We start from the raw sequence: 14,542 nt of genomic DNA, 5'->3' as shown, positions 1-14,542 counted from the left end.
GCACGGGCCGCTGCCGGGCGGCGCAGCGGCTGGGGGTCGAGGCGCCGGGCGTGCGGGTGACGAAGCTGGTGGGGTGGTGTTCGCGGGCGCCTCGGCGAAGAAGGACGCGTTCCTGACCCAGGCCCGGCCGGCCCGTGTCCTCGTGGAGATCGTCTCGGCGGACGGCGGCGCGTCGACCCGCCGGATCAGCCTCAAGGACCAGCCGGGCCAGCAGACCTTCGACCTGCGGGGCTCGCGGGTGATCCGGGTCCGCATCACGCCGGAGACCGCCTACGGGACGGCGCGGGGCCCTCATCTGGCCGTCGCCGAAGTCGAGTTCTTCGGCCACCGCCGTTGGGGCCGGGCGCCGCGGCCCGGCGGAAGACCTAGGGCCCGGTACGGATCCGGCCTAGGGCTTCCGCCGGTTACGGCGGGCCCGTGGCGCCGCCTACCGTCGGTCCCATGGAGACCACCGGCACCCGCACACACCCCGGCACGGACACCACCGGCACGCTCGACGAGGCCCTGCAGCGGCTGCACGCCTCCGGGCCCGAGCGACTGGGGCGGCTCACCAATCACGCGCCGATGGCCGTCGAGGCCCTCGCCGCGCACGGGCAGGCGCGTGCCGTGCACCGCTGGCTCGACCGGTACGCGCCGAAGCTGGAGGAGTTCCCGGCCGGTGTCGCACCGGTCACGGCCGCCGACTGGCGCGCTGCGCTGGGCGATCCGCGCCGGGCGGCCGACTGGATCGCCCACTTCGAGCGGGAGCTGGCCGAGCGGCCGTGGCGGGACGTGCTGGCGGAGTGGTGGCCGCGGCTGCTGCCCGGGATGTACGGGGGTTCGACGCATCCGGTGATCCGGGTGGGGCACGCGGTGCGCACCCTGCTGGCCGGCGAGCTCACCGCGCCGCGCCTGACGGAGCTGGCCCACGGTCTGGGCTACTGGGCCGCCCGCCACCGTCCGGTGACCGGCCTCGCCCCGCTGCCCGGCGCCGACAGCGCGGCCGACGCCCTCGACGCGGTCCCGCCGATCGCCGGGCAGGACGGCGGCTTCCCCGCCCGGCTGGGCCGGGTGACGGGGCTGCCGGTGTGGGCGGCCTCGGTCGACGACCCGGACACGGCGCACCGGCGCCTGACCGAACTCGTCCGGGCGGCCACCCACCGCTACGCCACCCACGGCCACGGCGAGGAGACCATGCTGGTCCACGCGGCCACGGCCCCCAACGCCGTCCTGCGGACCCTCCCGGCCCTTCCCCGCGCCCTGTGGGTCCCCAGCCTGCGGGCCGCGTGGACCGCGTCGGCCGCGGTCACCGCGATGTACGCCCCGGCGACGGCGGTCGCCCCCACCCCGCCGGGCTCCCTCACCGCCGAGGAGGTCTTCGCCCGCGCCCTGGCCCACGGCGACGAACACGTCATCAAACTGACCGACACCGCCCTGGACGTGGGCGACGAACGCGCCCTGTCCGCCGCCCTGCGCGCGATCGAACTGAGCGCCCGGCCGGACTAGGCTCCCCCGGCCGCCCTGCCGAGAGAGCCGAGGGAACTGAGGGAGCCGAGGACGCGGAGGTGCGGGCGGCCGTCCGGGCCGGGGTGGGTGACCTCGACGCGCACGCCGTAGACGTCGGCGACGCGTTCGGCCGTGAGGACCTCGCGCGGGGTGCCGGCGGCGATCACGCGGCCGGCGGAGAGGACCACGAGCCGGTCGCAGTAGGCGGCGGCCAGGTTGAGGTCGTGAAGGGCGACGATCGTGGTGACGTCGAGGCCGGTGACCAGGTCGAGCAGATCCAACTGGTGCTGGATGTCGAGGTGGTTGGTGGGTTCGTCGAGCAGCAGTTCGCGGGGCTCCTGGGCGAGGGCGCGGGCGATCTGGACGCGTTGGCGTTCGCCGCCGGACAGGGTGTGCCAGGGCTGCGCGGCCCGGTCCTCCAGGGCGGTGCGGCGCAGGGCGTCCCGTACCGCCCGTTCGTCGGCGGCCGTCGGGGCGGACCAGGCGCGGCGGTGCGGGACGCGGCCGAGGCGTACGACCTCGGCGACGGTCAACTCGACGAGGGTGTCGGCCTGTTGCTCGACGACCGCGACCCGGCGGGCCACGTCGCGGCGGCGCAGCTCCGGCAGGGGCCGGCCGTCGAGGGTGACGACGCCGGCGGTGGGGGCGAGGACTCCGCTGAGGATCCGCAGCAGGGTGGACTTGCCGGAGCCGTTGGGGCCGAGGAGTCCGGTGACGCCGCCGGGCGTGGGCGTGACGGTGACGCCGTCCAGGATCAGCCGGCCGCCGGTGGTGCGGGCGACGCGTTCCGCGTGCAGGGTCCGGGCCGTGTTCGGGGCCTCGTTCGGGGGCCGGGTCCGGGTCCGGGGCTCGTCGTGGGCGTGGGCGGTCATCGGTGCGCGCTCCTGCTCCGGTACAGGACGAGGACGAAGGCGGGGACGCCGACGAGGGAGGTGACCACGCCGACCGGTACCTCCTGGGGTTCGAGGACCGTACGGGCGAGGGTGTCGACCCAGACGAGGAAGACCGCGCCGCCGAGTGCCGCGGCCGGCAGCACCCGGCCGTGGCCGGAGCCGACCAGGGCGCGGGCGGCGTGCGGGAGGACGAGGCCGACGAAGCCGATGGCACCGGCGGAGCTGACGAGGGCCGCGGTGAGCAGGGCGGTCGCGGTCAGCAGCACGAGCCGGGTGCGCGCGACGCGTACGCCGAGGGTGGCGGCGGCGTCCTGGCCGAACGCGAAGGCGTCGAGGGTACGGGCGTGGGCGAGGCAGACGGCCAGGGTGAGCGCGAGGACGGCGAGGCACAGCCAGACGTCGGTCCAGCCGGCGCCGCTGAGCGAGCCGAGCAGCCAGAAGAGGACGCCGCGGGTCGTCTCGGCGTCGGCGGAGGTGACGACGACGAAGGAGGTGAGCGCGGAGAAGAGCTGCATGGCGGCGACGCCGGACAGGACGACCCGGTCGGTCGTGCCGCCGAGGACATGGCTGAGCAGCAGCATCGCGGCGAACGAGCAGACCGCGCCGGCGAAGGCCCCCGCGGAGACGGAGAGGGCTCCGCCGCCGACGCCGAGGACGACGACCACGACGGCGCCGGTCGAGGCGCCGGAGGAGACGCCGAGGACGAAGGGGTCGGCGAGCGGATTGCGCAGCAGTGACTGCATCACCGCCCCGCAGAGCGCGAGTCCGGCCCCGCACACGGCGGCGAGCAGGGTACGCGGCAGCCGCAGGTTCCAGACGATGCCGTCCCGGATGGGGCTGAGGCCGGAGGGCCTGCCGCCGAGGTGGGCGGAGACGGCGGACCAGACGTCGGTGACGCCGATGTCGGCCGGGCCGATGGTGACGGCGACCGCGAGGGAGAACAGCAGCACGGCGCAGCCGACGGCGCCGCGCAGGAGCGTGCCCCGCAGGGTGCCGCGCGAGAGGGTGCCGCCAGGGAGAGTGCCGCGCGGGAGAGTGCCGGTCACCGGGCGACGCCGGGGGCGCGCAGGGCGGCGGCGACCTGTTCGATGCCCTCGACCGTACGGATGGTGGGGTTCATGGCCTGGCCGCTGAGGAGCACGTACCTCTTGTTCCGTACGGCGTCCATCGTCTTCGTGACGGGGTCGGACTCCAGGAACGCGATCTTCTTGGCGGCGCTCTCGCCGGACTGTGCCGTGCGGGTGAGGTCGCCGATCACGAGGAGGTCGGGGTTCCGGTCGGCGACGGTCTCCCAGCCGATCTGGGGCCATTCCTCGGTGGTGTCGTCGAAGACGTTCTTCGTGCCGGTCGCGCGGGCGATGACGCCGGGCGCCCCGCAACAGCCCGCCATGTAGGGGGCGTGGGCGTCGGAGAACCAGTAGAGGACGCTGACGTCGGCGACGCGGAGGCCCGCGGTGGCCTTCGCGACCCGCGCCTCGAGTTCGGCGACGAGCCGCTCGCCGCGTTCCTCGACGCCGAACAGCCGGGCGAGGTCGCGGACCTCTCCGTAGACGGTCTCCATGGTGAGCGGGGTGGTGCGCCTGCCGTCGCCGCCACCGGAGTTGTCCTTGCCGAGGCAGTCGGACGGGGAGAGGTACGTGGGGACGCCGAGCCGCTCGAACTGGTCGCGGGTGGCGACGCCTCCCGTGCCGAGGGTGGAGGCGAAGGAGGCGGCCACGAAGTCGGGTTCGGTGTCGAGGACCTTCTCGAAGGACGGGTTGTTCTCGGCGAGGCGGGGCACGGCGGCGGCGGACTTCTCGAGCCCCTTCATCACCGGGTCGGTCCAGGTGGCGGTGCCCACCATGCGGTCGGCGAGGCCGAGGGCCAGCATGATCTCGGTGGTGCCCTGGTTGAGGGAGACGGCCCGCCGCGGCCCGCCGGGCGGCACCTCCACCGTCCGGCCGCAGTTCTTCAGGGAGCGGCTCTTCCCGTCGGCGGACGCGCCCGCGCCCGCGCCCCCGTTCTGCGTGGGGGCGCCTTGGCAGGCGGTGAGGAGCAGGGCCCCGCAGAGGAGCAGGGCGGCGGGGCGGACGCGGCCTCCGGGACGTGCGGGGCCTGCGGGACGGGAAGGGGGCACGGCTCATCCTGGTCGTCGAGGGCCCTGTGCGCGAGGCCCGGTCCGTACGGTCCGCCAGCAGGTCTTCGGACTCGGGATCGCTCGGTCGGGGCGCCTTCCCGGCCCGGTCGTCCCGGCCCAGTGGCGTCGTGCCCCGCCCGTCCCCCTCACCGCTGCGCGTCAGTTCCGGATTCGCACCGGATTCCCTGACCACCGTGCGTCACGCACGGGAGTTCGACTGGCCACCGCAAGCTACCACAGCCCAAGATCACGACCCGGGGCGCGGCGCCCCGGTCCCGGGCCCCCTTCCGGGTGCGTCCGCGCATAGGGGACGCGGATCGGGGCACGTGCTGGGCGGAGGTGTGGTGATGGTCCACGCGCAGTTCGTGCCACCCCCGGACGCGGCCCCGGGACCCCGGACGTACCGCGCTCCGTCGGGTACGGCGTGGGTGGTGCGTGAGCCGTCGCCCGCACCGGGCACGGTCGTCCTGTCGGCGACCGGGGAGTTCGACGTCGAGACGGCGGGCTGCCTGCACGACGCGCTGGCCGACGCCCGGCTCGACGAGTCGCGGCTGGTCGTCCTCGACGTCTCGCAGGTCTGCTTCGGGGACTCCTCGTTCCTGCACGAGCTGGTGGCCGCGCACTTCGCCGGTCACCGCTTCGTGCTCGCCGGGCCGTTGCCCCGGCAACTGCGCCAGTTGTTCGCGTTGACCGGGACGCTGCGCCTCTTCACCATCGTCAAGGATCGCGCCGACCTGCGCCTCCGCTGATCATGGTGCTACGCCGAGGACGGAAGGGAGCTGTGACCGCATGGGAGCCACGGAGGCGGCGGAGGACTTCGCGGGGCGGCTCGGCGTCCACGTCCTGGAGGGACGAAAACCCGGCACGGTCGTCCTGACCGTGACCGGCGAACTCGACCACGACACGGCGGCCCCTCTCAAGGAGGCGCTGGTGCGGCTCGCCCGGGCCGGGCGCGTCGTCGTCGACTGCTCGGGCCTGCGTTTCTGCGACTCGACCGGACTGAACGTGCTGCTCAGGGCCCGGCTGCGGCTGATGGAGAGCGGCGGCCGGCTCGACCTCGCCGGGTTGCGGGCGCCGGTGGACCGGATGTTCGAGATCACGGGTGCGCGGTCGGTCTTCCGGGTGTACGAGAACACGGCCGCCGCCCTCGCGGACGCACCGACGGCGGACAGCACACCGACGGGCGGCGCGGCGGCGGGCGACGCTTCGATCAACACCCTGTCGACGGGGCACACGTCGACAGGCAGCGCGGCGCCGGACCACGCGTCGACGGACGGCTCACCAGCGGCGGAGGGATCATGAGGCGCGGGGACACCGCGGGGACCGGGAACACCGGCAACACCGGGAACACCGGCAGCACGGGCAGGACGGGGCACGCCGGAGGTCTCGAAAGGACCGGGAACCTCGCCCAGGGGCAGGTGCGGCGGCTTCTGCTGCGCGGAGCCGGCGGGGCGGTGACCCGTTGCCGGGACTTCACCGCGGCGGCCCTCACCGACTGGGGGTGGTTGCCCGGCACGACACCGGAGGACCGGGAACGGGCGGAGGACGTCCTGCTGATGGTGTCCGAGGTGGTCACCAACGCCTGTCTGCACGCCGACGGGCCGGAGCAACTGGTCCTGCGCCATTCCGAGGGTCACCTCCGGGTGGAGGTGTACGACACGAACCCGGCCCCGCCGCGCCCCGGCGTCCCGCGCTCCCCCGCGCTGCCCGGCGGCCACGGGCTGATGGTGCTCGACCGGCTGGCCGGGGCCTGGGGCTCCGCGGCGAAGGACGACGGCGCCCCCGGCAAGGTGGTGTGGCTGGAGGTGGCGCTGCCCTCGCGGCCGCCGTGGCTGCGGGACGAGCCGCCGGGCGTTTGACCCGGCCGACAGGGGTAATCCGCAGCCCATGGTCAGGGGAGAGGAGACCACCTCCACCCGCCGGTCGCTGCGGTACGAGCTGGCCGAGGGGCCCGGCCTGGTCGCGCAGTGCCGCGACCTCACCCAGCGGGCGCTGGCCGCGTGGTTCGGTGACGCGGGCGCGCGCGGACGCGAGCCCGTCGAGGACGTTCTGCTCCTGGTGTCCGAGGTGGTCACCAACGCGCGGAAGCACGGCACGGCGCCGTACGAGCTGTGCCTGGAGGGCCGGGGACGGGCCCTGTGGGTGCAGGTCGGCGACAGCAGCCCACGGCCGCCCGCCCCGCACGGCCCGCACCGCGCCGGCCGCCCCTCGGGGCACGGGCTGTACCTGCTCCAGCGGCTCGCGGCGCACTGGGGCTCGGTGTCCCGGGACCGGGGCGGCAAGACGGTGTGGTTCGAGGTGGACGTGCTGCGCTAGCGGCGGCGGACGGCGGTGCCGGACCGCTCCGGAGGACCCCGTCCCGGGGCGGACCTAGAGTGGACGGGTAGGGCGCCCACCTGCGGACGAGGTCCTCCATGGCACAGCGCAGACCAGCACCCCGCGGCAGCCGCGGCCACAGCGGCGACGGCGGTCGGCACGGCAACCACACCCCCGGCGGTCCCGGAGGCCCCGGGGGCGGCGCGGGGGGCGGGTGGGGCGGCGACGGCGCCGGTTCCCCGGCCGGCGAGGACGCCCTGCGCAGGCTGCTCGCCGGGCTCACGGCCGTACGGGACGGGGATCTGTCCGTCCGGCTCGCCGAGGGTTCCGACGGCGTCCTGGGCGAGATCGCGACCGTCTACAACGACATGGTCGACCGGCTCTCCCTGCTGACCTCCGAGGTGACCCGCGTCGCCGGTGAGGTGGGCGGTCAGGGGCTCCTCGGCGGCCGGGTGCGCGAGCCCCTGGCGCGCGGCGCGTGGCGCGAGCTCACCACCGGCGTGAACACGATGGCCGACAACCTGACCTCGCAGGTGCGCTCCATCGCGCAGGTCGCGACCGCCGTGGCCCGCGGCGACCTCACGCAGAAGATCCGGGTGGACGCGCGCGGCGAGATCCTGGAACTGAAGGAGACCATCAACACCATGGTCGACCGGCTCTCCTCCTTCGCCGAGGAGGTGACGCGGGTGGCCCGCGAGGTCGGTACGGAGGGACTGCTCGGCGGCCAGGCCAGGGTGGGCGGGGTCTCCGGCACCTGGAAGGACCTCACCGACAACGTCAACTCGATGGCCGACAACCTGACCAACCAGGTGCGCAACATCGCCCAGGTCACCACCTCGGTCGCCCAGGGCGATCTGACCAGCCGGATCGACGTGGCGGCCCGGGGCGAGATCCTGGAGCTCAAGACCACCATCAACACCATGGTCGACCAGCTCTCGTCGTTCGCGGCCGAGGTGACCCGGGTGGCCCGCGAGGTGGGCACGGAGGGGAAACTCGGCGGCCAGGCGGAGGTCGAGGGCGTCTCGGGCACCTGGGCGAGGCTCACCGAGAACGTCAACGAGCTCGCCGGGAACCTCACCCGGCAGGTCCGGGCGATCGCCGAGGTCACCAGCGCGGTCGCCGAGGGCGACCTGACCCGTTCCATCACCGTCGAGGCGCCCGGCGAGGTCGGTGAACTGCGCGACAACATCAACTCGATGGTCGAGTCGCTGCGGGCCACCACCCGCGCCAACGAGGAACAGGACTGGCTGCAGACGAACCTGGCCCGGATCACCGCGCTGCTCCAGGGCACCCGCCGGCTGCCCGAGATCGCCGAACTGATCATGGCGGAGGTGCCGCCAATGGTCTCGGCGCAGTACGGCGCCTTCTTCCTCGTCGCGGAAGGCGGCGAAGCGGCGCGCGACCCCGAGCGCGAGCCCGGGCGGCGGAAGGCCGGAGAGGACCCGGCGGGCGGGGACACGGCGGGAGAGGACACGGCGGGAGAGGACTCGGCCGGGGAGGAGTGGGCCGAGGAGGAGTGGGCGGGTCCGACCCTGGTGATGGCCGCCTCGTACGGGCTGCCCGTCGGCCCAGGGATTCCGCCGCGCCGGTTCCGCTTCGGCGAGGGGCTGGTCGGGCAGGCGGCCCGGGACCGGCGGACCCTGCTCGTCGATCCGGTGCCCCAGGGGTACGCCACCGTCTCCTCGGCCGTCGGCAGCGCGGAGCCCGCCGCCCTCGTCGTGCTGCCGATCGTGGTCGAGGACCAGGTGCTCGGCGCCGTCGAACTGGCCTCGCTCCAGCCGTTCGGGGCGCTCCAGCGCGACTTCCTGGACCGTTTCGTGGTGAGCGCGGGCGCGGTCCTCAGCTCCCTGGTGGCGAACCTCCGCACCGACGAGCTGCTCGCCCAGTCCCGTAACCTCGCCGACGAACTGCGCTCCCGCACCCAGGAGTTGCAGGCCCGCCAGCGTGAACTCCAGCGCTCCAACGCCGAACTCCAGGAGCAGGCCGCCCTGCTCGCCGAGCGCAACAAGGACATCGAGTCGAAGAACCGGGTCATCGAGCAGGCGCGTCAGGAACTGGAGACCCGCGCCCAGCAATTGTCGCGCACCTCCATGTACAAGTCCGAGTTCCTCGCCAACATGAGCCACGAGCTGCGGACCCCGCTCAACAGCCTGCTGATCCTGGCCCGTCTTCTCGCCCAGAACCCCGAGGGCAATCTGACGGAGAAGCAGATCGACTACGCCGAGGTGATCCACTCGGCCGGTTCCGACCTGCTCCAGTTGATCAACGACATCCTCGACCTGTCCAAGGTGGAGGCGGGCAAGATGGAGGTGCGGCGCGAGCCGTTCGCCCTGTCCAAGCTCATGGAGTCGCTGGAGGCGACCTTCGGCCCGATCGCGGACGAGAAGGGCCTCGAGTTCACGGTGTCCGTGGCGCCGGACGTGCCGGCGTACCTGACCACGGACGAGGGACGGCTGCGGCAGGTGCTGCGCAATCTGCTGTCCAACGCGATGAAGTTCACCGAGGTGGGCCGGGTCGAGCTCACGGTCGAGCACACGCCGCCGGACGAGATCCCCGCCGTGCTGCGCGACGGACGGCCGGTGCTCGCCTTCCGGGTCGCCGACACCGGCGTCGGCATCCCCGCCGACCGGCTCCGCAACATCTTCGAGGCGTTCCAGCAGGGCGACGGCACCACGGCGCGCCAGTACGGCGGTACGGGCCTCGGCCTGTCCATCAGCCGGGAGGTGGCCACGCTCCTGGACGGCACCATCGAGGTGGAGAGCACGCCGGGGCGGGGCAGCCGCTTCACCTTCCACCTGCCCGAACGGCCGGTGCCGCACGAGCCCGGCGCGGCCACGGCGCCCGTCGCCGGGCAACCGGCGTCCCCCGCACCGGCCCCGGAACCGGGCGCCGCTCCGGCCGGCGCCTCCGGCGCCGCCCGTACGCCCCCCGGACGGGACACGGGCGGGAGCACGGGCGGGAGCTCGGGACGGGACAGGGCAGGGGCGGCGGCACCGGAGGAGGCGCCCGAGCGTCCCGGCGACACCGTCCTGGTCGTCGACGACGACGTCCGGAACGTCTTCGCCCTCACCGAGGTCCTGGAGACCCACGGGCTGCGGGTCCTGACCGCCGACGGGGGCCGCCCGGCCATCGGGATGCTCGCGGGCCACGAGGAGGTCCGGCTCGTCCTCATGGACATCATGATGGCCGGCATGGACGGCTACCGGACCATCGAGGAGATCCGGCGGCTCCCGGGCCGCGAGGGCCTGCCGATCATCGCCGTCACCGCGAAGGCGATGCCGGACGACCGGGCCCGGGCCCTCGCGGCGGGCGCCGACGACTACCTCGCCAAGCCGGTCGACGAGACCGAGCTCATGGTCAAGATCCGGCGCCGACTGGGAGGTTGACCCTCTCCTCGCAGGGATGTCACCCGGCCCGAGCCGCAGGGACGTGACCCGGCCCGAGCCGCACGGAGGTCACCCGGCCCGAGCGGCGCCGCCGACGCCCCCGACCCCCCCGACCCCGCCGGTACGGCTGCCGGCCCGGGCCCCGGACTCGGCCTCGGCGTACGCCTCCGCCTCCGCTTCGGCCTCGGCCTCGCCGGGGCGCCTGACCCGCACGGCGACGATGCTCGTGTCGTCGTCCGTGTCCCCCAGCGCCGCGCCCAGCAGCCCGTCCACGAGCAGCTCCGGGCTCTCCCGGCCCGCCAGCCGCCCGGCCGTCGCGACGAGCCGGGCGAGCCCGGGGCCCAGGCCGTCGTGGCGCCGCTCCACCAGGCCGTCGGTGTACAGGAGCAGCGTGTCGCCCGGCCGGAGCACGGTGCGCCGCTCCGTGTACGCGTACGAGGGCACCGCCCCGAGCAGGATGTCGTGCGGCGGTTCGAGCAGCCGGGCCCGGCCGTCGCGGATCAGCAGGAGCGGCAGGTGTCCGGCGCTGGACCAGACGAGGCCGCCGTCCTCGGGGTCGTACAGCGCGCACACGGCCGTGGCGGTCGCGCCGCCGCCGGTCCGCAGGGTGACCTCGTTGAGCCAGCTCATCAGTTGCCGGGGCGGGCGGCCGGTGAAGGCCAGGGCCCGCTGGGCGTTGCGCAGGGCGACCATGCCGGTGACGGTGTCGATGCCGTGCCCCGCGATGTCGCCGACGGCCACCAGGACCTTGCCGCTGGGCAGCGGCAGCACGTCGTACCAGTCGCCGCCGACCTGGTACTCCTTGGCGGCCGGCCGGTAGCGGGCGGCGACGGCCAGGTCGCCGGGCAGTTCGCGCAGCGCGGTCACCTCGGGCACGATCGCCTGCTGGAGCTGGAGGGCGAGCTGGTGGCGCAGTTCGGCCTGGTCGCGGACGGCGGTGAGGTGGTCGAAGGTGGCCGTGAGGGCGAGTTCGGTGCGCCGGGTCGCCGACACGTCCTGGTACACGCCGACGAAGCCGGTGACCGTGTCCCCTTCGAGTAGCGGTTCGGCCGCCACCCGCACATGGCGCACGGAGCCGTCGAGAAGCACGATCCGCAGCACCGCCTGCGCCCCCGAACGGCGCTCCATCAGCGTCCTGAGCAGTCCGGTCAGGGCCTCGCCGTCCTCCCGGTGGACCCTGCCGCGCAGCGCGAGCAGCGGCAGCGGCGCCTCGTGCCGGGACATGCCGAACATCGCGTACGCCTGCTCCGACCACACCGTGTCGCCGCCGGTCAGGCTGTCCTGGAAGGTGGCGACGCTCTGCAGCCGGGCGACGGCCCGGCCGGCGGCGACGCCGGGGTCGCCGACGGTGTGCCACAGGACGACGGACCGGTTCGCCCCGGCCGGCAGCACGCGCACGTCGAGGAGGGGGCCCGGCGCGCCGGCGGGGCGGCCGGCCGGCAGCCGGGCGGCGTGCTGGGGGCGGTGGGTGTGGCGGGCGCGCCGCACCAGGCGGGCGAGCTCCTCGTGGGCGTGCGGGAAGGCGCGGTGCAGGGAGCGGTCGTCGGCGGGGAGGGCGCCGCCGAGGGCCACTGCGGCGGCCTCGTTGACGTGGTCCACGACGGGGGCGCCGGTGGTGGGGTTCGTGCGGAGCAGGGCGCCGGGGTGGACGAGTGCGTCGAGGACGTCCACGAGGACCGGGGCGCCGGGTTCCTCGGCGTCGGGGCGGTCGAGAACGGCGACGGCCACGTCCATCAGACCGGTGACGGCCCGCCGTACGGAGGGGGTGAGCTCCGCGGGGCCGGGCCAGCCGACCAGGGCGAGGCCGACCGTGGCCCCGCGCCGTCGCAGCGGCAGCACCGCCCTGGCCGCGTCCGGCCCGGCCCCGGGCAGCGGGCCGGCGTCGCCGGGGCCGTTCTCCAGCCACACGGGGACGTTCCCGGCGAGGGCGGCGCGGATCGGTTCCGGGGCCGCGGGCGGGATCGACCACCAGGCCACCGCCTCCGTCGCCCCGACGCCGGCCTGTCCGGCGAGCCGCAGACAGCCGGCCTCGGCGCGGCGCCACAGCCAGAGGCTCTCCGCTCCGAGCGGAACGAGGCCGCCCTCCAGGAGCGTGCGGACGCCCTCGGTCACACCGTCCGCGATCTCGGCCGCGGCGGCCGTACGGCGCAGGCGGCGGCCCAGCACGGGCGGCAGGTCGTCCGGGTGGAGGGCCTCCGGCCCGAGGAGCGTCGCGGAGCCGGCCGGCGCGCCGGTGAGCCAGTCGCCCGGGGAGCCCAGGGGGTCCTTGGGAGCGGCCGACGCGTTGAGGACGTCGGCGGCGAGGTCTTCGGCGGACAGGCCGGTCGCCCGGGCCAGAGCGGCGAGGTGCTCGGCGGCGTCGGCGGTGGAGACGCCGAGCTGGACGGCGAGGACGCCGATGGCGAGGTCCAGCAGATGGCGGCGGACGAGCTCGGCGCGCAGCCGCCGGTTCTCGGCGGCCAGTCCCGCGAACGCGGACTCCGCCCAGGCGGCCGACGTCGCCGCGGACGCCTCGCCGGACGACTCCGCGGGCGTCCCCGCGGGCCCTGCGGAACGGGTCAAGACGACCTCCGGAACACGCGCTCGTGCCTCTTCGGAGTCTACCCGCGCCACCCTTCGGGCGGCCGGACGGAGGACGGGGGTGAACCGCGCCCGCCGGCGCCCGGCGCGGCGGGGACGGACGGGTCGGGACAACCGACGGCTCCCGCCCGACAGGCCCCCGGGTGGGCGGGAGCCGTGCAGGCCGCGCCGGACGGCCCGCTCCGGCCCGACGGCTTCACGGACGCTCCGGAGGACGGCATGGCGGCCCGGCGGCGGAACGAGGGTCGACGGACCGGCGACCCGCGTTACGCCGACCGGATGAGGCGCGGCCGAAAGTTGCGGTCCGTGCCCGGAACCTTTCCGGCGCCCCGCCCCTCATCTTCGGTGAACGGGTCGGCCGGAGCCGTCCGGCCCCGTCGACCCACCGAGGCTCGTCCCCCACCGAAGCAGAAGTAGAGGAAGCCTGTGCTCCGTTCGCCGCACCGACGCCTGGCCGTGGGCGCCGCTCTGATCGCCGCGCTCGCCGGAGGTCTCGTCCCGGCCGCCACCGCCTCCGCCGCACCCGTCGCCGCCCCGGCGCCGCCGGAGACCCCCGCCCCCGCACCCGACATGGAGGGCGTGGTCGCCGCGCTGAACGCCGCCTTGGCCGAGGGCGCGCCCGGCGCGATGGCCCGGTACACCGGTCCGGACGGCGTCCGGAGCCGTACGGTCGGGGTCCGCGACCAGTCCACGGGCGCGCCCATGGACATCCACGCCCGCTTCCGGATCGGCAGCGTCAGCAAGACGTTCTCGGCCGTCGTGCTGCTCCAGTTGGTGGAGGAGGGCCGGCTCCGGCTCGACGACCCGGTGAACCGTCTGCTGCCGGGGCTCCTGCCCGACGACCGGATCACGGTCCGTCACCTCCTCACCCACCGCAGCGGTCTGGCGGACTACACGAACAAGATGTTCGAGCACACCGTCCCGGGCTTCGAGGCCGTGCGGAACAGGGTGTTCTCCTACCAGGAGCTCGTCGACCTGTCCCTCGCCGAGCCGCGCACCGTCGAGCCGGGCGCCGCGTACGCGTACTCCAACACGAACTTCGTGGTGGTCGGCATGCTGATCGAGAAGCTGACGGGGCGGCCGGTGGCCGACGCGTACGAGCGCAGGATCATCAAGCCGCTGAAGCTGCGCGGCACTTCGTACGTTCACCCCGACACGCGCATCAAGGGCCTGCACGTCCGGGGTCATCTGCACCCGGACGAGGCCGGGGCGCCGCTCGTGGACTCCACCGAACAGACGGTCTCCTGGGCGCAGTCGGCGGGTGCCGTACTGTCCACCCCGGCCGATCTGAACACCTTCATGAGCGCGCTGATGCGCGGCCGGCTGCTGACCCCGCCGATGCTGGACGCCATGACGACGGTGACGCCGACGGACCCGACCGGCAGCCGGGCGTACGGGCTCGGCCTGCGCCGCTACCAACTGTCCTGCGGCACGCAGGTGTTCGGTCACACGGGGACGGTGCAGGGCTACTACACGTACGCCTTCGCCACCCGGGACGGCCGGCGCAGCCTGTCGGCGCTGGCGAACACCTCGAACCACGGGGCCGCGAACACGGCGCTCGGCGGGACGCTGGAGGCCGCGTTCTGCGGCCCCAAGCCCGCCGCGCAGCCGACGGCGCGGAGCCTGGCGCCGGAACGGGCGCCTGAGGGAGCGCCGACGGGGGCGCCGAAGGGGGCCCTCGACCGCCCGGCGGAGCGTGACCTGCCCGAGCGGCACTGACGCGACGCGTAGCGAGCGGCGGCCCGGCCCGGGTCCAGGGACTCGGG

At 75.0% G+C, this 14,542-nt stretch carries 11 protein-coding genes and 1 riboswitch; of the genes, 7 read left to right on the top strand and 4 right to left on the bottom strand.

What is annotated here, in order from left to right; translation table 11 throughout:
- Nucleotides 1-441 precede the first annotated feature (441 nt).
- A complete protein-coding gene (locus ABZ135_RS17265) occupies nt 442-1,485 on the top strand; it encodes a questin oxidase family protein (protein WP_356696487.1) in 1,044 nt (347 codons plus the stop codon).
- On the opposite strand, the gene ABZ135_RS17260 is transcribed toward ABZ135_RS17265, so the two are convergent.
- Genes ABZ135_RS17260 through ABZ135_RS17250 form a run of 3 tightly spaced genes read right to left on the bottom strand, consistent with a single transcriptional unit; the run spans nt 1,482 to nt 4,494 of the window.
- Nucleotides 1,482-2,357, bottom strand: coding sequence for an ABC transporter ATP-binding protein (locus ABZ135_RS17260; RefSeq protein ID WP_356696485.1), 876 nt, complete (start codon nt 2,355-2,357; stop codon nt 1,482-1,484). The two genes, ABZ135_RS17265 and ABZ135_RS17260, sit on opposite strands and share 4 nt — an antisense overlap.
- A complete protein-coding gene (locus ABZ135_RS17255) occupies nt 2,354-3,367 on the bottom strand; it encodes an iron chelate uptake ABC transporter family permease subunit (RefSeq protein WP_356696656.1) in 1,014 nt (337 codons plus the stop codon). Before ABZ135_RS17255 ends, ABZ135_RS17260 begins: the two co-directional genes overlap by 4 nt.
- A 53-nt stretch (nt 3,368-3,420) precedes the next feature.
- Complete coding sequence (locus tag ABZ135_RS17250; RefSeq protein ID WP_356696483.1) at nt 3,421-4,494, bottom strand: ABC transporter substrate-binding protein; 1,074 nt, start codon at nt 4,492-4,494, stop codon at nt 3,421-3,423.
- Between the two features lie 38 nt (nt 4,495-4,532).
- Nucleotides 4,533-4,731, bottom strand: a riboswitch (cobalamin riboswitch).
- 110 nt (nt 4,732-4,841) lie between these two features.
- Here ABZ135_RS17250 and ABZ135_RS17245 point away from each other — a divergent pair.
- The 5 genes from ABZ135_RS17245 (at nt 4,842) to ABZ135_RS17225 (ending at nt 10,196) form a co-directional block, all read left to right on the top strand.
- Nucleotides 4,842-5,243 (top strand): STAS domain-containing protein, encoded by a 402-nt coding sequence (locus tag ABZ135_RS17245; protein ID WP_356696481.1) that lies wholly within the window; start codon nt 4,842-4,844, stop codon nt 5,241-5,243.
- A 40-nt stretch (nt 5,244-5,283) separates the two neighbouring features.
- Nucleotides 5,284-5,796, top strand: coding sequence for an STAS domain-containing protein (locus tag ABZ135_RS17240; RefSeq protein ID WP_356696479.1), 513 nt, complete (start codon nt 5,284-5,286; stop codon nt 5,794-5,796).
- On the top strand, nt 5,793-6,353 hold the full coding sequence (locus ABZ135_RS17235) for an ATP-binding protein (protein WP_356696477.1): 561 nt from the start codon (nt 5,793-5,795) through the stop codon (nt 6,351-6,353). Before ABZ135_RS17240 ends, ABZ135_RS17235 begins: the two co-directional genes overlap by 4 nt.
- Before the next feature lie 28 nt (nt 6,354-6,381).
- Nucleotides 6,382-6,810 (top strand): ATP-binding protein, encoded by a 429-nt coding sequence (locus ABZ135_RS17230; protein ID WP_356696475.1) that lies wholly within the window; start codon nt 6,382-6,384, stop codon nt 6,808-6,810.
- A 98-nt stretch (nt 6,811-6,908) separates the two neighbouring features.
- Nucleotides 6,909-10,196: a HAMP domain-containing protein gene (locus tag ABZ135_RS17225; protein ID WP_356696473.1), complete on the top strand. Its 3,288-nt coding sequence runs from the start codon at nt 6,909-6,911 to the stop codon at nt 10,194-10,196.
- Between the two features lie 69 nt (nt 10,197-10,265).
- Here ABZ135_RS17225 and ABZ135_RS17220 read toward each other — a convergent pair whose 3' ends face one another.
- A complete protein-coding gene (locus tag ABZ135_RS17220) occupies nt 10,266-12,758 on the bottom strand; it encodes a SpoIIE family protein phosphatase (protein ID WP_356696471.1) in 2,493 nt (830 codons plus the stop codon).
- Nucleotides 12,759-13,202: 444 nt separating this feature from the next.
- Here ABZ135_RS17220 and ABZ135_RS17215 point away from each other — a divergent pair, with 444 nt between their 5' ends.
- Complete coding sequence (locus ABZ135_RS17215; protein ID WP_356696469.1) at nt 13,203-14,495, top strand: serine hydrolase domain-containing protein; 1,293 nt, start codon at nt 13,203-13,205, stop codon at nt 14,493-14,495.
- Nucleotides 14,496-14,542 lie beyond the last annotated feature (47 nt).

The organism is Streptomyces sp. NPDC006339, from assembly GCF_040612775.1.
Taxonomy (GTDB): Bacteria; Actinomycetota; Actinomycetes; order Streptomycetales; family Streptomycetaceae; genus Streptomyces.
The sequence above is the reverse complement of the archived record's forward strand: the minus strand, read 5'-3'. Positions and strand labels throughout refer to the sequence as shown.